Genomic DNA, 17,690 nt, shown 5'->3' on the forward strand with positions numbered 1-17,690 from the left:
TAACTTAATTATTAAATCGAACATCCATATGCCTGCGGGCGCGCAAAATCCCCCAGTGTCCCGCCTTTTATGGGCTGGATGCAGGCCATGGCCGTCCCCCGCGCCAAACGGGTGGATGGCACATAAAGTATTGTATTCCAGTAAATCGGGCCATGGGGCCATGGGTTCGCGTCACGGCGCGCGAATGTATCCCGTAACAGGCCCGAACGCCCGGAAATGGCGTACGGCCCGAAGGGACAGGCAGCATGGCATGGAAAAAGGGGAAGGCAGGGAATGGTGAGCCGGGTGGGATTCGAACCCACGACCATTCGATTAAAAGTCGAATGCTCTACCGACTGAGCTACCGGCTCACATCACCTGTATGAAGGGGCTGCCCATGGTCAAAAACCGAGGCGTCACACCTTGGGCAGGTCTCTAAACATCCCCGGCGGGGGTGTCAACCTGTGCGTGGCCGCATAAGGCGGGCAAAAACAGGCTGTGGCGCCGGTGGCGCGCCATGGGCATCAGGCCACCGGCCATACGGGCTGCTGGCCGGGCGGCCGCGCCGCGTGGGCGGTGCCGCCCGGTCGTGTCCGGGTCAATCAGGCTTCGGCGTCAGCCGGGCGCATCTTGATGATGCGGTCGGGGTCCTGGACCATGCCGCTCTGGCCCGCGCCACGCTTGACCTTGTCAATGTGGTCCATGCCTTCGATCACCTGACCCACGATGGTGTACTGGCCATCAAGGTGCGGGGAGGGTTCGAACATGATGAAGAACTGGCTGTTCGCGCTGTCGGGGTTCATGGTGCGGGCCATGCCGACCGTGCCGCGTTCGAACTTGGCCTTGTTGGTGAACTCGGCCTTCAGGTCCGGCAGCTTGCTGCCCGATGTGCCGGTGCCCGTCGGGTCGCCGCCCTGCGCCATGAAGCCGTGGATCACGCGGTGGAAGGGGGTGTTGTCATAAAACCCTTCCGCCGCCAGCGTGCGGATCCGTTCGGCGGCCAGCGGGGCCAAGTCGGGACGCAGGCGGATCACCACCCGTCCTGTCTTGAGATCCATGTTGATCAGGTCGGACTTGTTTTCTGTAGCAGACATCGTGATCCGTTTCGTAAAATGAAGGGTGGGGGAGAGGGACCGCGCGCGGCCCCGCTCCATCAGCCACGCAGGCGGCTGAGGATGTGCCTGCGGGTAAAGGGTGGGACAAAACCGGAAATGTCCCCATCCAGCCGGGCGATTTCCTTGACCAGCCGGGAGGAGATGTACTGGTGCCCCTCCCGCGCCATCAGGTACAGCGCGTCAATGTCCGGTGCCATGTGCTGGTTCATACCAAACATCTGGTTCTCATATTCGAAATCCGCAACCGCCCGCAGCCCGCGAATGATTGCATGCGCCCCATGCGTACGCGCCGCATGCACCACCAGCCCGGTAAACCCGACCACGGTGATGGGGATGGCGCGCCCGGCATTCAGCGGTTCGATATCGGTGCGCAGGCACAAAAGCCGTTCCTCCAGCGGGAGGAGGGGGTGCTTGTCCCGGTTTTCCGCAACCCCGATCACCAGCCGGTCCACCAGGGCCGCCGCACGTCCGATGATATCCATGTGCCCGCTGGTCACGGGATCGAACGTGCCGGGGTAGAACCCGGTGCGGATGGTCGTGGCCTCAGTCATCCTGCCCTGCGTCGCGGGGGGCTGCGTCATCGCCGGTGGCGGGATCGGTCACGTCACCCTCCTCGCCTTCCTCCCCGTCATCCATGACCGGGAAGACGCTGGTGACGGCTTCCGTGTCGTTCAGGCGGAACAGGGTGACACCACTGGCCTGGCGCGACATGATGCGCACCTGGTTGATGGGCAGGCGGATCAGGCGGCCGGCGTCGGTCACCAGCATGATGTCCGTGTCCGCCAGAACCGGCAGGGTCGCCACCACGGCGTTGCCCCGCTTGTTGGCGGAGAAGGTCATGTTGTTGATGCCCTGCCCGCCACGCCCGCTGACACGGTAGTCATAGGCCGAGGACCGGCGGCCATAGCCCGCGTTGCTGACGATCAGCAGCACTTCCTCCGCCGCTTCCAGTTCGGCAAAGCGTTCCGGCGTCAGGGGCAGGTCACCGGCCGCGACTTCGCCCTCATCGGCAGGCGTGGCGTCCGCCTCCTCCTCGCCTTCCATGGCGGCTTCGGCGCGGCGGCGGGCATTGGCCATGCGCAGGTAGGCGGCGCGTTCCTCCACCGTGGCCTCGACGTGGTTGAGCACGCACAGGCTGTTCACGCTGTCGCCTTCGGCCAGCCTGATGCCGCGCACGCCCGAACTGCCGCGCCCGGCGAACACGCGCAGCGTGTCGTCCGTGATCTGGAAGCGGATGCAGCGCGCGTTGCGGGTGCCAAGGAACACGTCCTGCCCCTCGCGGCAGGTGGCAACGCCGATCAGGCGGTCATCGCCCTCCAGCTTCATGGCGATCAGGCCGGACGAGCGGATGTTGCGGAAATCGCTCAGCCGGTTGCGCCGCACGCTGCCCGACGCGGTGGCGAAGACAAGGTGCAGGTTTTCCCACAGCTCCTCATCCTGCGGCAGGGGCAGGACGGCGGTGATCGTGTCGCTGCCCAGGTCGGGCAGCAGGTTGACCAGCGCGCGGCCCTTGGCGGTGGGGCTGGCTTCGGGCAGGCGCCACACCTTTTCGCGGTATGCCTTGCCGCCCGACGAGAAGAACAGCACCCACTGGTGCGTATGCGCGTTGAACGAACGCACGATGATGTCGTCGCCCCGCCGGCCCGCGGCCGTGCGGCCACGACCACCCCGGTTCTGCGCGCGGAACACATCCAGCGGGGTGCGCTTGATGAAGCCTTCGCGCGTGATGGTCACCACCATCTGCCCCGGCTCGATCAGGCTTTCATCAGTCTGGTCACCGGCGTAATCGGCAATGTCGGTCGCGCGCGGGGTGGCCAGTTCGGCGCGGATGGTGGCCAGTTCGTCGCGCATGACCTCCATGCGGCGCGGGCGGCTGGCGATGATCTCCAGCAACTCGTTGATCTTTACCGCCACTTCGGACAGTTCGCTCTGGATCTTGTCGCGCTCCAGCCCGGTCAGGCGCTGCAGGCGCAGTTCCAGTATGCCGCGGGCCTGTGCTTCGGTCAGGTGGACCCTGCCGTCCACAATGACATTGCCCTCGTCATGGATCAGTTCCAGCAGCGGCGCCACGTCGGCCGCGTCCCATGCGCGGGCCATCAGCGCCTCACGGGCGGAGGCCGTGTCGGGGGCCGCGCGGATCAGCGCGATCACCGCGTCGATATTGGCCACCGCGATGACAAGGCCGACCAGCAGGTGGCCACGGTCACGCGCCTTGTTCAGGTCAAAGCGCGCGCGGCGCAGGATCACGTCCTCGCGGAAGCGGATGAACGCTTCCAGCACGTCCTTCAGGCCCATCAGCCGCGGCTGCCCGCCATCAAGGGCCAGCATGTTCACGCCAAACGAGGTCTGGAGTTGCGTGAAGCGGTAGAGCTGGTTCAGCACCACCTCCGGCGTCGCCTCGCGCTTGATCTCGATGACGATGCGCATGCCCGAGCGGTCGCTTTCGTCACGGATGTCGGAAATGCCCTCGACCTGCTTGGTGCGCACCAGGTCGGCAATGCGTTCCTGCAACGTGGCCTTGTTCACCTGGTAGGGGATCTCGGTCACGATGATGGCGCGGCGGTCCTTGCGGATTTCCTCGATCTCGGCCTTGGCACGGATGATGACCGACCCGCGACCCGTCTCGAACGCGCTGCGGATGCCCGCACGGCCCAGGATGGTGCCGCCGGTGGGAAAGTCCGGCCCCGGCACGTATTCCAGCAGGTCATCCAGCGTCATGTCGGGACGCGCGATCAGCGCAAGGGTCGCGTCGATGATCTCGGTGGGGTTGTGCGGCGGGATGTTGGTCGCCATGCCCACCGCGATGCCGGATGCGCCATTGACCAGCAGGTTGGGGAAGGCGGCGGGCAGGATCGTGGGTTCCTGCTCGCTTTCGTCATAGTTGGGCTGGAAATCGACGGTGTCGCGGTCGATGTCATCCAGCAGGAAGGACGCGGCCTTGGCCAGGCGTGCTTCGGTATAACGCATGGCGGCGGGCGAATCCCCGTCCACCGACCCGAAATTGCCCTGCCCGTCGATCAGCTTCACCCGCATCGACCATGACTGCGCCATGCGCACCATGGCGTCGTAGATGGAGGAGTCGCCATGCGGGTGGTATTTACCCATCACGTCACCGACCGCGCGGGCCGATTTGCGATAGGGCTTGTCGTGGGTGAACCCGCTTTCACGCATGGAATACAGGATGCGGCGATGCACCGGCTTCAGCCCGTCGCGCACGTCCGGCAGGGCGCGGCTGACAATGACGGACATCGCGTAAGCGAGGTAGGAGGAGCGCATTTCCTCCTCGATCGTGACCGGCAGCATGTCGGACGGGGGCAGGGGATCGTCGGGTATCTCGGTCAAGGCAGTTCCGTCATGTCAGGGTTATCCACCCCCGTGGCCGTGCGGGCGCGCGGGTGGAACGGAAGGCAGGGCCAGCGGCCGGGGCGCGGCCGTCATGTCCCTGCGTGTGTATAGCATGTCCTGTCCCCCGCCGCGAAGCGCCGCGCGGGGGATAAGTGCGGGCCTAGAACGGGATTTCGTCGTCCAGGTCGCTGCCGCCGGCGGGCGCGTCCCAGCCGCCACCGCCGCCCGTGGCGGGGCGTTCGTTACGCTGGGGCTGCTGGCGCGCGGGCGCGCTGTAGCCGCCACCACCGCCACCGCCATAGCCGCCGCCCATGTCATCGCCACCACCGGCGTCACCGCCACGGTTGCTGTCCAGCAGCACAAGGTCGCCACGGAAGCGGTCCACCACCACCTCGGTGGTGTAGCGGTCCTGGCCGCTCTGGTCGGTCCATTTGCGGGTCTGGAGCGAGCCTTCCAGATACACCTTGCGGCCCTTGCGCAGGAAACGCTCGGCCACGTCGCCAATGCGTTCGTTGAAGATGACGACACGGTGCCATTCCGTCCGTTCACGCCGCTCGCCCGATGCGCGGTCATTCCATGTGTCGCTTGTGGCCAATGTCAGCGAGACGATCTTCGCCCCGCTCTGGCTGTTGCGGACTTCGGGGTCCTTGCCCAGGTTACCGACCAGAATGACCTTGTTGACGCTGCCCGCCATATGCTGTCCTGCTGCAGTTCGAGTATGGGACCGGCAGGGGATGAACCGCTGCCGACGTGCCACCATGGGCCGCCAGATGGCGGGGGTGGCGAATGGATGCGGCGATCTTACTGTATCGTCCCATAAATTGCGAGTGTGAGGACGCCGCCGCCGCCAATCCCGGAGCAGGCCGCCAGAAGGGGCGGATAAGCGGCATTGTTGCGGTCGGTGCATTGCCGCCCTTGTGGTAATGGACCGCCGGGACCAGATATGGGATGGCCCGGAATGGCGGCCGGCATCCGCTTTCCCGCACGGGAACGGAACAGGGAGAGTTCATGAGCGTTTCTTCGCGTCCGGAACAGGTTCCGGCGGCACAGCATGTCAGCCCGCACTCCATCCGTGTACGCGGGGCACGGGCACATAACCTGAAAAATGTCAATATCGACATACCCCGTGACGCGCTGACGGTCATGACCGGGCTGTCGGGGTCGGGCAAGTCCTCACTGGCGTTCGACACCATCTATGCCGAAGGCCAGCGGCGGTACGTGGAAAGCCTTTCGGCCTATGCGCGGCAGTTCCTTGAACTCATGGGCAAGCCCGATGTCGACTCGATCGAGGGGCTGTCCCCCGCCATCTCAATCGAGCAGAAGACGACATCCAAGAATCCCCGCTCCACCGTCGGCACCGTGACCGAGGTGCATGACTACATGCGCCTGTTGTGGGCGCGCGCGGGCGTGCCGTATTCGCCCGCCACCGGCCTGCCGATCGAGGCGCAGACGATCAGCCAGATGGTCGATCGCGTCATGGCCATGCCAGAGGGCACGCGCCTCATGCTGCTGGCCCCGGTGCTGCGCGACCGCAAGGGCGAGTGCAGGAAGGAACTGGCCGAGCTGCAGCGCAAGGGCTTCACCCGTGCCAAGGTGGACGGCACGCTGTATTCGATTGACGAGGTGCCCGAACTCAACCGCCGCCTGCGCCACACGGTCGAGGCGGTGGTGGACCGCATCGTGGTCAAGGCAGGCATCGAAACCCGCCTTGCCGACAGCTTCGAGACGGCGCTCGGCCTGTCAGACGGCCTGGTCTATGCCGAAGAGGTGGTGAAGACCCTGCCGGAAGGAGAGGATGCCCCGCGCACGGTGTTCTCGTCGCGTTTCGCCTGTCCCGTCAGCGGCTTTACGCTGGAAGAAGTCGAACCCCGCCTGTTTTCCTTCAACGCGCCGCAGGGCGCGTGCCCGGCCTGTGATGGCATCGGGCAGGAAACCTTTTTCGACCCGCGCCTGATCGTGCCCGACGAATCGCTCTCACTGGCTGCCGGTGCGATCGCGCCGTGGCGCAACAGCCAGAGTCCCTATTACACCCAGACACTGGCCGCCATCGCGAAGCATTATGGCGTGTCGATGGACACGCCGTGGGAGGACCTGCCCGCAGGCGTGCGCGACGTGATCCTTGAAGGGGGCAAGGACCCGATCGAGTTCACCTATCGCGACGACCGCCGCGCCTACAGCCTGACCAAGCCGTTCGAGGGCGTGGTGACCAACCTGCGCCGCCGCATGGCGGAAACCGACAGCGTGTGGGTGCGCGAGGAACTGTCGCGCTACCAGTCTGAAAAGCCCTGCCATGTCTGTCATGGCGCGCGGCTGCAGCCCGAGGCGCTTTCGGTCAAGGTGGCGGGGCTGAACATCGCGCAGGCATCCGACATGCCCATCCGCAAGGCGCTGGACTGGTTTGGCACGGTGGAAGCGACGCTGACGCCCCAGCGGGCCGAGATCGCGCACCGCATATTGCGTGAAATCCTTGATCGCCTGCGCTTCCTTGATGATGTGGGGCTGGATTACCTGACGCTTTCACGCGGGTCGGCCACGCTTTCAGGCGGCGAGAGCCAGCGCATCCGCCTGGCCAGCCAGATCGGCTCGGGGCTGACGGGCGTGCTGTATGTGCTCGACGAACCTTCCATCGGGCTGCACCAGCGCGACAATGAACGCCTGCTGGGCACGCTGGACCGGCTGAAGAAGCTGGGCAACACCCTGATCGTGGTCGAGCATGACGAGGACGCGATCCGCGCCGCCGACTGGCTGATCGACATGGGGCCGGGCGCGGGTGTCAATGGCGGCACGGTCGTGGCCGCCGGCACGCCGCAGGAAGTGGCCGCCAACCCCGACAGCCTGACAGGGGATTACCTATCGGGCCGCAAATGCATTCCCGTGCCCGCAAAACGCCGGAAGATCGACCCGAAGCGCGAACTGGTGCTGCGGGGGGCCACGGGCAACAACCTGAAGGATGTAACGGCCAAATTCCCGCTGGGCACCTTTACCTGCGTGACCGGGGTTTCGGGCGGTGGCAAGTCCACGCTGGTGATCGATACGCTGTACAAGGCCCTGTCGCGCAAGCTCATGGGGTCGGGACAGAACCCGGCACCCTATGCGGCCATCGACGGGCTGGACCAGCTCGACAAGATCATCGACATCGACCAGTCGCCTATCGGCCGCACGCCGCGTTCCAACCCCGCCACCTATACCGACCTGTTCGGCCCCATCCGCGACTGGTTTGCCGAACTGCCCGAAAGCAAGGCGCGCGGCTACAAGCCGGGCCGCTTCTCGTTCAATGTCAAGGGCGGCCGGTGCGAGGCGTGCCAGGGCGACGGGGTGCTGAAGATCGAGATGCACTTCCTGCCCGACGTGTTCGTGACCTGCGATACCTGCAAGGGCGCGCGCTACAACCGCGAGACGCTGGACGTGAAGTTCCGGGGCAAGTCGATTGCCGACGTGCTGGCCATGTCGGTGGATGAGGCGCTGCCCTATTTCTCCGCCGTGCCGCGTATCCGCGACCGGCTGGCCATATTGCAGAAGGTGGGGCTGGGTTACGTCGCCCTTGGCCAGCAGGCGACCACCCTTTCGGGTGGCGAGGCGCAGCGCGTCAAGCTGTCCAAGGAACTGGCGCGCCGGGCCACGGGCCGCACGCTGTACATCCTTGATGAACCCACCACCGGCCTGCATACCGAGGACGTGCGCAAGCTGCTGGAGGTGCTGCACGCGCTGGTGGACCAGGGCAACACGGTGGTGGTGATCGAACATAACCTGGAGGTCATCAAGACCGCCGACTGGGTGATCGACATGGGGCCGGAAGGGGGCGATGGCGGCGGCCGGATCGTGGCCTGCGGCACGCCCGAACAGGTGTCCGCCAGCCCCGACAGCCATACGGGGCGATTCCTGCGGCCGCTGCTGGAACACAAACCGCTTGTGCCCGTGCCCGCACCGGATGCGAAGCCTGCGGCCCGTACGGGCGCGCGCGGCAAAAAAGCCACAGCGGCCAAAGCGCCCGATCCCGCCAAAAAGAAGGGAAAACCGGCAAAAACAGGTCGTAAATCTGTAAAATAAACGTCTGTTTTCGCAGGCGCTGCGGGGTGGGGTGAAAAAAACTTTGGCGGGGGTGCGAAAAACACTTGCGCCACAAGGCCCGCAGGCCCTATCAGCGCCTCTCTTGGCCCAAGGGGGCAATCTTGCCCAACAGGCTGTCTACTGGTTTGGGGGTACGTGATGAACGCACTTGCTCAACTGGGGATGGTCTCGGAACACCCGAGCGATAACCAGATCTCTTCAGCGCCGTTTTCGTCCGAGGACGACCGGAAGGATTATTTCGTCGAAAAAGACGGAATGAAGTTTGCGGGAACGCACCTTCTTGTCGATCTTTGGGATGCCCGGAATCTTGATGATCCCGAGCAGATCGACCGTACCCTGTGTGAAGCCGCCGTGACGGCCGGGGCTACGATCCTGCACAGTCACTTCCACCACTTCACGCCCAATGGCGGCGTGTCGGGCGTGGTCGTGCTGGCGGAAAGCCATATCTCGATCCACACATGGCCCGAGCGGAATTTCGCCGCCGTGGATATCTTCATGTGTGGGGCATGCGATCCGCATCTTGCGATCCCGGTCATGCAGCGCCTGTTCCAGGCCGGCCGGATCGAGGTGGATGAGCAGCGCCGCGGGCGCGTGCAGCTTTAACCGGCTGTGGCCGGGGCAGGCTCCGCCATGCCCCGGTGCGATTTTCACGAAAAAACGGAAATGCCGGGCCGGATTGATTTCCGGCCCGTGCTTTTTCATGTGCATCAATTAGGACGAAAGGGGGATCGCAATGTCCCGTGAGTGGATCAGCGAGGGCCTGTACGAGGGCTGGCGGCAGGAACTGCGTGTGGACCGGATGCTGGCGCGCAAAAAAAGCGCGTTCCAGGATATCGCCGTGTTCGAGAACGTCGACCTTGGCCGCGTGCTGATGCTTGATGGCGTGGTCCAGATCACGGAACGCGATGAATTCGTCTATCAGGAAATGCTGACCCATGTGCCGCTGCTGGAACATGGCGATGCGAAGCGCGTGCTGATCATTGGCGCGGGTGATGGCGGCGTGCTGCGCCGCGTGCTGGAACACGGCACCGTGGAAAAGGCCGTGATGGTCGAGATCGACGGTGACGTGATCGCGCTGTCCAGGGAATTCCTGCCCTCCATCGCCGGGAATGCCTGGAACGACCCGCGCGCCGAGGTGATCGTGGGTGACGGGATCGAGTATGTCACCAACGCGGCTGACGGGTCGTTTGACGTGATCATCGTGGACAGCACCGACCCGATCGGGGTTGGCGAAGTGCTGTTTACCGATTCGTTCTACAAGCACTGCGCCCGTATCCTGACGGCCAACGGCATTATCGTGAACCAGTGCGGCGTGCCGTTCATGCAGGCGGATGAACTGCGTGACACCAGCGCGCGGCGGGCGCAGTTCTTCGACCACGTATCAGCCTATGTCGCGGCGGTGCCGACCTATGTCGGTGGGTTCATGACGCTGGGCGTCGCGGCCAAGGGCCGTGTGCCGGGCCAGACGCCGGCCGATGTGATCCGCGCGCGCGCGCAGAAGGCAGGCATTGCGGATACCCGGTACTGGACGCCGGAAATGCACGTCGCATCCTTCACCCTGCCGCCCTATATCGCGCGGAACCTGCCGCGCTGACCCCATGGTGCGGATGCCATGAAAAAAGGCCGGAGGGGATGTCCCTCCGGCCTTTTTCGTTGCGGTGTCAGGCTGGTTATCAGGCTTTGGGCGCAATGCGGGCGGTCTTGCGCAGGCTGACCAGCTCCGCGCCCAGTTCCTTCACGGCCACTTCAAAGACCTTGAAGTGGGGGGTGGCGAGGTGGGTCTCGAATGCGGCTTCATCATCATAGACTTCCACCAGGATGACGGTCTGCGGGTCGTCCATCGGGCTGACCGCTTCAAATCGCTGGCAGCCGTCTTCATCGGCTACGGAATGCGCGCTGTCATAGGCGCACAGTTCGAGGAAGTGCTCACGATGTTCGGCAGGGATGCGGAATTCGGCCACGATGGTCAGCGGGCTTGTGGTCATGCGGGGATATCCTTTCTACATTGCGTATCCAGAACGTAATGCCTGAATGCGGTGGCGCCACGGCGTCCTGAAGCCGCGATGGTTTTCATGGATTGACTTGGCGCATCCGGTCATGTCAAGTCAGTCTGGTCGACACGGGAGAGACCGGCTTCGCGCCGGCGCCGAAGGAGCAACCGCCCCGGAAACTCTCAGGCCAAAGGACCGGTCGACCAGGAATTCTGGAAAGAGGTATCCCTGACCCGGATACCCGCCGACGGGATAACGATCTCAGGCACATGCGACAGAAGGGGCACGTTTGAATCCATCCGGATTCGACAGGAGTGCCGCATGTCCACGCCGTTGCCTGCCCGTGTTTTCCGCCTGTCCCCGTTTCCCATTCCCCGTTCCGCTGGCGCGTATCGTGCCACGTCGCCCGCATGCCGTGCATGTGGGGCTGCCTGCGCGCATGCGGACCCGCACAAGGCCCAGCCCGCATGAACCAGCCCCTGCTACGCACCCCCCTTTACGATCTTCACCTTGAACTCGGCGCGCGGATGGTGCCGTTCGCGGGCTATGACATGCCGGTGCAGTATCCCGCAGGCGTCATGGCCGAACACCTGCATACCCGCACAAAGGCGGGGCTGTTCGATGTCTCGCATATGGGGCAGGTCCGCATCCGCCCGAAATCCGGCAAGATCGTGGATGCCGCCCATGCGCTGGAGGCCCTGGTGCCCGCCGATATCGTCAGCCTGAAACCCGGTCGCCAGCGTTACGCCGTGTTCACCACGGCCGATGGCGGCATAAGCGATGACCTGATGGTCACCAACATGGGCGACTGGCTGCTGCTGGTGGTCAATGCCGCGTGCAAGGATGCCGATTTCGCCCATGTGCATGATGCGCTGCATGCCACCTGCGACGTGGACATGCTGGCCGATCGCGCCCTGATCGCGGTGCAGGGACCAGCGGCGGAGGCGGCCCTCGCGGCCCTCAACCCCGCAGCCACCGGAATGCGCTTCATGGATGTGGCGCAAATGGTGCTGGCGGGCGTGCCCTGCATCGTCTCGCGTTCCGGCTACACGGGTGAGGACGGGTTTGAGATTGGCATGGCGCATGACGGGGCGCTTGCCGTGGCCCGCGCCCTGCTGGCCCAGCCCGATGTGGCGCCCGTGGGCCTTGGCGCGCGGGACAGCCTGCGGCTGGAAGCGGGGCTGTGCCTGTATGGTTCCGATATCGACCTGACCACGACCCCGGTCGAGGCCGCCCTTGAATGGTCCATCCAGAAAAGCCGCAGGCCCGGTGGCGCGCGGGCCGGTGGCTACCCGGGGGCGCAGGTCGTGGCCGACCAGCTGGCCGATGGCACGACGCGCCGCCGCGTGGGCCTGCGTGCGCAGGGGCGGGCACCGGTGCGTGGCGGGGCCGAACTGTTTGCCGATGAAGCGGGCACGCAGCCCGCGGGCCGCGTGACATCGGGCGCGTTTGGCCCCAGCGTGGGTGGTCCCGTCGCCATGGGCTACGTGGCGGCCGACCATGCCGGCATCGGCACGCCGCTGTTCGCCAGCGTGCGTGGCCGCCTGCTGCCGGTGGCGGTGACGGCGCTGCCCTTTGTGGCGGCGACGTTCAAGCGCTAGGTTTTCCCCTGTTTTTTCAAACATATTTCAGATCAATGGAGCATGGACATGACCGTTTATTACACCAGGGAACATGAATGGCTGCGCGTCGAGGGCGATGTTGCGGTTGTCGGCATTACCGCCCATGCGGCGAATGAACTGGGCGAACTGGTGTTTGCCGAAGCCCGCGACCCCGGCACGACGGTGGAGCAGGGCGACAGCGTGGCCGTGGTGGAATCGGTCAAGGCCGCGTCCGACATCTACGCGCCGGTCACGGGTGACGTGCTGGCGTTCAACGATGCGCTGACCGATGACGCCGCCCTGGTCAACCGCGACCCCGAAGGGGAGGGCTGGATCGTGCGCATGACCATCGCGGATGCATCCCAGCTTGAGGGCCTGATGGACAGGGCCACCTATACCGCGCTGGTTGGCTGATCTTCCCGACCGTTCCCCCTATCTTTACGGAGTATGCTGGCCGTGACGTCTTCCCCCTGTGGTTCTTCTTCCCTGTGGCATGGTCTGGGTGATGATGCCGGTGCGTTCTGCACCCGTCATGTCGGGCCGGACGCCAGTGACGTGGCCGACATGCTGCGTGTGGTGGGGGCGGACAGCCTCGATGCGCTCATGGCGCAGACAGTGCCGGGCAATATCCGCCTGTCGGGCGCCATGGGCCTTGGCGCGGGTGTGCCCGAACATGTCGCGCTGGCCCGCCTGCGCGCGATCGCGGCGGAAAACCGGGTCCTGACATCGCTGATCGGACAGGGATATTACGATACGATCCTGCCCGGCGTGATCCAGCGCAACGTGCTGGAAAACCCGGCCTGGTACACGGCCTATACCCCGTACCAGCCTGAAATCAGCCAGGGGCGGCTGGAAGCGCTGCTGAACTTCCAGACGCTGGTGATCGAACTGACCGGGTTGGCCGTGGCCAATGCCTCGCTGCTGGACGAGGGGACAGCGGCAGCCGAGGCCATGGCCATGGCCCGCCGCGTGTCCAGAAGCAAGGCCAGTGCCTTCTTTGTCGATGCCGACTGCCACCCGCAGACCATCGCGGTCGTGCGCACCCGCGCCGAACCGATGGGCTGGCAGGTCGTGGTGGGTGATCCCGCCACCGATCTGGACCCGCAGGCGGTGTTTGGCGCGCTGTTCCAGTATCCGGGGTCATCGGGTGCAATCCGTGACCCGCGCGCATGGATCGAAAGCCTGCATGCGACGGGTGCGATTGCCAGTATGGCAGCAGACCCCATGGCGCTGATGCTGCTGGAAAGCCCCGGCGCGCTGGGGGCGGATATCGCCATCGGGTCCATGCAGCGTTACGGCATGCCCATGGGGGCGGGCGGCCCGCATGCGGCCTATATGGCGACGCGCGATGCGTTCCGCCGCAATATTCCCGGTCGGATCGTGGGCGTATCCATCGATTCGCGCGGCAATCCCGCCTACCGTCTGGCGCTGCAGACGCGCGAGCAGCATATCCGCCGTGAAAAGGCGACATCGAACATCTGCACCGCACAGGCGCTGCCCGCCATCGTATCGTCCATGTACGCGCTGTATCATGGGCCGGCGGGGCTGAAGGCCATCGCCACGCGCATCCACCGGCTGGCCACGATCATGGCGGCTGGCCTGCGCGCGCTGGGTGCCAAAGTGGTGACAACGGCGTTCTTTGACACGGTCATGGTTGAAACCGGCACGGATACGGACGGCGTGATGGCGCGCGCGCTGGATGCGGGCATGAACCTGCGCCGGGTTGACGCGACGCATGTGGGCATAAGCCTTGATGAGACCACCACGCCGGACACGGTGCGCGCGGTATGGGCCAGTGTCAGTGGCGACGCGGCAAAGGTGGCGCAGGTCGAAGCCGGCCTTGCCGATATCGCCAGCCCCATCCCCGCGGGCCTTGTCCGCACGGGTACGATGCTGACGCAGCCCATCTTCTCCGCCTGCCGGTCGGAAACCGACATGCTGCGCTACCTGCGCCGCCTTGCTGATCGCGACCTGGCGCTGGACCGGTCCATGATCCCGCTGGGGTCATGCACCATGAAGCTGAACGCCACGGCGGAAATGCTGCCGATCACATGGCCGGAATTCTGCAATATCCATCCCTTTGCGCCAGCGGACCAGATGCGCGGCTATGCCCGCCTGTTTGCCGACCTGGAACGGATGCTGTGCCGGGTCAGCGGTTATGACGCCGTCTCGCTCCAGCCCAATTCCGGCGCGCAGGGGGAATTCGCGGGGCTTATGGCCATACGTGGCTACCACCATGCCCGTGGCGACACGGGGCGGGACGTGTGCCTGATCCCGGCATCGGCGCATGGCACCAATCCCGCATCGGCCCAGATGGCGGGCATGCGCATTGTGGTGGTGGCGTGCGATTCGCAGGGCAATGTCGATATTGACGACCTGAAGGCCAGGATCGCGAAGCATGCCGACCAGCTTGCCGCGATCATGATTACCTATCCCTCCACCCATGGCGTGTTCGAGGACAACGTGCGCGAGATCTGCGCGCTGGTGCATGCGGCGGGCGGGCAGGTCTATGTCGATGGCGCGAACCTGAACGCGCAGGTGGGCCTTGCGCAGCCCGGCGTGTATGGCGGGGATGTCAGCCATTTCAACCTGCACAAGACCTTCTGCATACCGCATGGCGGCGGCGGTCCCGGCATGGGGCCGATCGGGGTGGGCGCGCATCTTGCCCCCTACCTGCCCGCTGCGCCGCAGGAGGGGAAAGGCATCGCCATTTCCGCAGCCCCCTTCGGGTCCGCCGATGTGCTGCCCATTTCGTGGATGTACATGGTCATGATGGGCGATGCGGGGCTGAAGCGCGCAACCGAGGTCGCGATCCTGAACTCCAACTACATCGCAACGCGGCTTTCGGCGCATTATCCGGTGCTGTACCGCGGCGTGAACGGGCGGGTCGCGCATGAATGCATCATCGACCTGCGCCCGCTGAAGGACAGGGTCGGCGTTACGGTGGACGACATCGCCAAACGCCTGATCGACCATGGCTTCCATGCGCCCACGGTCAGCTTTCCCGTCGCGGGCACCTTCATGATCGAACCCACCGAATCCGAAAGCCGGGCCGAGCTGGACCGCTTCTGTGATGCGATGATCGCCATCCGCGCCGAAATCACGGCGGTTGAGAATGGCGAACTGACCATCGACGACAGCCCCCTGCGCCACGCCCCGCATACCGTGCGCGACGTGACCGACCCGGACTGGTCCCATGTCTATGACCGCGCGCAGGCCTGCCTGCCGGGTGCCGTGGTGGCGGCCAGCAAATACTGGTCCCCGGTCAACCGGCTGGATAACGCCTATGGCGACCGCAACCTTGTCTGTTCGTGCCCCGATATCAGCGCCTATGCTGGTTAGGGGGATTTCAGGCTGATCCGCCAGAAAACCTTCCCTTGGGGCTGATTGCGTCCCGGCGGTTCATGTATATATCTGTTGCGATACAATGTACGGGCCGCGGGAAGGGGACAGCACGGTGAAGATTGGCAGACACAGGCTGGGCATCGGGGCGCTGGCCTGCATGATTGCGGCAGGCGCCCCGGTGCTGTCGCCCGCCATGGCGCGGGAGGTTACGGACATGGCGGGGGTGACCCAGTCCGTGCCGGACCATCCCGCGCGGATTGCCGATCTGTGGTTCGCCCATAACGAACTGGTGCTGATGCTGGGTGGCGCACGCCAGGTCGTCATGACCGTGGACCGCCCGCAGGCGCGGCCATGGATGTACAGGGTCTTCCCCGCCCTGTACCAGGCCCAGGTTGTCAACGGCCCGCAGGTCAATGCCGAGACCCTGCTGCGGGACCGGGTGGACCTTGTCTTCATGCCTGATGCATCGGCCGCCATCGCGGCGTTCCGTGGGGTGGGGGTGCCGACGCTGGTCGCCTCCTTCCATGATGTGGAGGGATTGCTGCGGGTCATGGACATGACGGCGGCGGCCCTTGGCACCGAGCAGGCGCATGCGACCGCGACCCGTTACCGCACCATGATGCGGCAGACCGTCAATGACGCGCGGGACCGGCTGGCCAGCCTGCCCGATGCCCGGCGCCCGCGCGTGCTGCATGTCCAGTCGCTGCATCCGCTGAAGGTGGATGGGGCGGACAGCATTGTCGATGAATGGATCACCCTTGCCGGTGGCCGCAACGCCGCACGCGGCGTAAGCGGCAACATGAAGCCGGTCTCGGTCGAGCAGGTGGCGGCATGGGACCCCGATGTCATCATCCTCGGCCCTGATTGCGGCACGCTGGACCCGGCGGCCAATGGCGGCGTATGGCAGCGCCTGCGCGCGGTGCGCGAGGGCAGGGTGCATAACAACCCCTCGGGCGTTTTCCCGTGGGACCGCTATGGCAGCGAACTGCCGTTGCAGATAAGCTGGGCCGCGAAGATCCTGAACCCCGACCGGTTTGCCGATGTGGACCCGCTGGCCCTGACACGTGAGTTCTACGGTACCTATTTCCATTATGCCCTGAGCGCGCAGGATGCCGCCCGCATCCTTGCGGGCCAGCCACCCGAACCCACGGCGGACAAAACGCCGTGACCCTGCGCGCGCGCGTGGTCGGGTGCCTGTGTATGGTGGGTCTGCTGGGGCTGGCGCTGCTGTCGGCGTGTATCGGGCGCTTCCCGTTGCAGCCGGGGCAGGTGCTGCATGCCCTGCTGATGGCGGGGCACGCCCCGGCGCAGGGTGATATGGTGCATACTGTCCTGTTCGGCGCGCGCCTGCCCCGCATCGGGGGAGCGATATGCGTGGGGGCGGCGCTGTCGGTGGCGGGGGCCGCGTATCAGGCGGTGTTTCGTAATCCGCTGGTTTCTCCCGGGCTGCTTGGCGTGCTGGCGGGGGCTGGCATGGGGGCGGCGCTGGGCATTGTATGGGGCGTGGGGCACGCCGGGGTAGCGGCCCTGTCCTTTACGGGTGGCCTGGCGGCGGTGGCGTTCGGGGTGGGGGTGGCGCGGATGTTCGATGCCGCATCCATGCTGATGCTGATATTCGGCGGGCTGATCAGTTCGGCGCTGTTTACCGCGCTGCTGTCGCTGCTCAAATACGTGGCGGACCCGCAGAACCAGTTGCCCGATATCGTATTCTGGCTGCTGGGCAGCCTGACGCAGGTGACACCGCAGGCGCTGGGCATGCTGGCGGGGCCGGTGGTGGTGGGGATCGTGCTGCTGTCGGCGTGTGGGCGGATGCTGGACGGGCTGGCCATGGGGGATGAGGAAGCGCGCACGCTGGGCATTCCGGTCATGGCGCTGCGCTATGGGGTGATTGGCGGGGCCACGGTCCTGGCGGCCATGACGGTCGCGGTCGCGGGCATGATCGGCTGGGTCGGGCTGGTGGTGCCCCATGTCGCGCGCCTGCTGGTCGGGCCATGCAACATGCGCGTACTGCCGGTCAGCGCCTGTGTGGGGGCCATGTTCCTGCTGGTGTGCGATGACCTGGCGCGCACCCTGTCGGCGGAAGAAATTCCCGTGGGCCTGATTGCCGACCTGCTGGGGGTGGTGGTGTTTGTCGCGGTGCTGCCGCTGTTGCGGCACGGGTGGCGGGCATGAGTGGCAAGGATGCCATCCTGCGGGTGGAGCATGCGGGTTTTCGCCGGGGGCATCGCACGGTGCTGCATGACGTC

Annotated in this window: 13 protein-coding genes, 1 tRNA gene and 1 riboswitch; of the genes, 8 read left to right on the plus strand and 6 right to left on the minus strand. The window is 65.4% G+C overall.

The features are described from left to right. Nucleotides 1-274: 274 nt before the first annotated feature. The 5 genes from CFR76_RS06990 to ssb all read right to left on the minus strand — a co-directional run bounded on the left by CFR76_RS06990 (nt 275) and on the right by ssb (nt 5,133). Nucleotides 275-350 (minus strand) — tRNA-Lys (locus CFR76_RS06990). A 231-nt stretch (nt 351-581) separates the two neighbouring features. Then, on the minus strand, nt 582-1,073 hold the full coding sequence (locus tag CFR76_RS06995) for a peptidylprolyl isomerase (RefSeq protein WP_025437437.1): 492 nt from the start codon (nt 1,071-1,073) through the stop codon (nt 582-584). A 59-nt stretch (nt 1,074-1,132) separates the two neighbouring features. Next, complete coding sequence (gene coaD / locus CFR76_RS07000) at nt 1,133-1,645, minus strand: pantetheine-phosphate adenylyltransferase (RefSeq protein WP_110556480.1); 513 nt, start codon at nt 1,643-1,645, stop codon at nt 1,133-1,135. Continuing rightward, nucleotides 1,638-4,436 carry a DNA gyrase subunit A gene (gene gyrA / locus CFR76_RS07005; protein WP_110556481.1) on the minus strand — a complete coding sequence of 933 codons (2,799 nt, stop codon included), beginning with the start codon at nt 4,434-4,436 and terminating at the stop codon, nt 1,638-1,640. The genes coaD and gyrA overlap by 8 nt, the downstream gene beginning before the upstream one ends. Nucleotides 4,437-4,599: 163 nt before the next feature. After that, nucleotides 4,600-5,133: a single-stranded DNA-binding protein gene (ssb, locus tag CFR76_RS07010; RefSeq protein WP_110556482.1), complete on the minus strand. Its 534-nt coding sequence runs from the start codon at nt 5,131-5,133 to the stop codon at nt 4,600-4,602. 314 nt (nt 5,134-5,447) lie between these two features. Here ssb and uvrA point away from each other — a divergent pair, with 314 nt between their 5' ends. The 3 genes from uvrA to speE all read left to right on the plus strand — a co-directional run bounded on the left by uvrA (nt 5,448) and on the right by speE (nt 10,101). Next, nucleotides 5,448-8,486: an excinuclease ABC subunit UvrA gene (uvrA, locus tag CFR76_RS07015; RefSeq protein WP_110556483.1), complete on the plus strand. Its 3,039-nt coding sequence runs from the start codon at nt 5,448-5,450 to the stop codon at nt 8,484-8,486. A 159-nt stretch (nt 8,487-8,645) separates the two neighbouring features. After that, nucleotides 8,646-9,110, plus strand: a complete 465-nt coding sequence (speD, locus tag CFR76_RS07020) for an adenosylmethionine decarboxylase (RefSeq protein WP_025437442.1) — start codon at nt 8,646-8,648, stop codon at nt 9,108-9,110. A 130-nt stretch (nt 9,111-9,240) separates the two neighbouring features. After that, nucleotides 9,241-10,101: a polyamine aminopropyltransferase gene (gene speE / locus CFR76_RS07025; protein ID WP_110556484.1), complete on the plus strand. Its 861-nt coding sequence runs from the start codon at nt 9,241-9,243 to the stop codon at nt 10,099-10,101. Nucleotides 10,102-10,180: 79 nt separating this feature from the next. On the opposite strand, the gene CFR76_RS07030 is transcribed toward speE, so the two are convergent. Next, nucleotides 10,181-10,492: a putative quinol monooxygenase gene (locus CFR76_RS07030; protein WP_110556485.1), complete on the minus strand. Its 312-nt coding sequence runs from the start codon at nt 10,490-10,492 to the stop codon at nt 10,181-10,183. 125 nt (nt 10,493-10,617) lie between these two features. After that, a riboswitch (glycine riboswitch) is annotated at nt 10,618-10,705 on the plus strand. 260 nt (nt 10,706-10,965) lie between these two features. On the opposite strand from CFR76_RS07030, the gene gcvT reads away from it, so the two are divergent. From gcvT to CFR76_RS07055, 5 genes are all read left to right on the plus strand, one after another. Next, on the plus strand, nt 10,966-12,099 hold the full coding sequence (gene gcvT / locus CFR76_RS07035; protein ID WP_110556486.1) for a glycine cleavage system aminomethyltransferase GcvT: 1,134 nt from the start codon (nt 10,966-10,968) through the stop codon (nt 12,097-12,099). Between the two features lie 48 nt (nt 12,100-12,147). Then, the gene (gcvH, locus tag CFR76_RS07040; protein WP_110556487.1) at nt 12,148-12,513 is read left to right on the plus strand and encodes a glycine cleavage system protein GcvH; all 366 of its coding nucleotides are present in this window, start codon (nt 12,148-12,150) and stop codon (nt 12,511-12,513) included. Between the two features lie 33 nt (nt 12,514-12,546). Beyond that, nucleotides 12,547-15,441 (plus strand): aminomethyl-transferring glycine dehydrogenase, encoded by a 2,895-nt coding sequence (gene gcvP, locus CFR76_RS07045; RefSeq protein ID WP_110556488.1) that lies wholly within the window; start codon nt 12,547-12,549, stop codon nt 15,439-15,441. A 160-nt stretch (nt 15,442-15,601) separates the two neighbouring features. After that, nucleotides 15,602-16,612, plus strand: coding sequence for an ABC transporter substrate-binding protein (locus tag CFR76_RS07050; RefSeq protein WP_408884360.1), 1,011 nt, complete (start codon nt 15,602-15,604; stop codon nt 16,610-16,612). Further along, entirely contained in the window at nt 16,609-17,616 is a 1,008-nt protein-coding gene (locus CFR76_RS07055; protein ID WP_110556490.1) for a FecCD family ABC transporter permease, read from the plus strand. The genes CFR76_RS07050 and CFR76_RS07055 overlap by 4 nt, the downstream gene beginning before the upstream one ends. The last annotated feature ends 74 nt before the right edge of the window (nt 17,617-17,690 follow it).

The organism is Komagataeibacter swingsii, from assembly GCF_003207895.1.
Taxonomy (GTDB): Bacteria; Pseudomonadota; Alphaproteobacteria; order Acetobacterales; family Acetobacteraceae; genus Komagataeibacter; species Komagataeibacter swingsii.

Excerpts from the sequence above, each read along its gene's own strand:
- CFR76_RS06995 (WP_025437437.1), bottom strand. The coding sequence starts at position 1,073 with ATGTCTGCTACAGAAAACAAGTCCGACCTGATCAACATGGATCTCAAG.
- ssb (WP_110556482.1), bottom strand. The coding sequence starts at position 5,133 with ATGGCGGGCAGCGTCAACAAGGTCATTCTGGTCGGTAACCTGGGCAAG.
- gcvP (WP_110556488.1), top strand. The coding sequence starts at position 12,547 with ATGCTGGCCGTGACGTCTTCCCCCTGTGGTTCTTCTTCCCTGTGGCAT.
- gcvH (WP_110556487.1), top strand. The coding sequence starts at position 12,148 with ATGACCGTTTATTACACCAGGGAACATGAATGGCTGCGCGTCGAGGGC.
- CFR76_RS07030 (WP_110556485.1), bottom strand. The coding sequence starts at position 10,492 with ATGACCACAAGCCCGCTGACCATCGTGGCCGAATTCCGCATCCCTGCC.
- gcvT (WP_110556486.1), top strand. The coding sequence starts at position 10,966 with ATGAACCAGCCCCTGCTACGCACCCCCCTTTACGATCTTCACCTTGAA.
- CFR76_RS07050 (WP_408884360.1), top strand. The coding sequence starts at position 15,602 with ATGATTGCGGCAGGCGCCCCGGTGCTGTCGCCCGCCATGGCGCGGGAG.
- speD (WP_025437442.1), top strand. The coding sequence starts at position 8,646 with ATGAACGCACTTGCTCAACTGGGGATGGTCTCGGAACACCCGAGCGAT.
- coaD (WP_110556480.1), bottom strand. The coding sequence starts at position 1,645 with ATGACTGAGGCCACGACCATCCGCACCGGGTTCTACCCCGGCACGTTC.
- speE (WP_110556484.1), top strand. The coding sequence starts at position 9,241 with ATGTCCCGTGAGTGGATCAGCGAGGGCCTGTACGAGGGCTGGCGGCAG.
- uvrA (WP_110556483.1), top strand. The coding sequence starts at position 5,448 with ATGAGCGTTTCTTCGCGTCCGGAACAGGTTCCGGCGGCACAGCATGTC.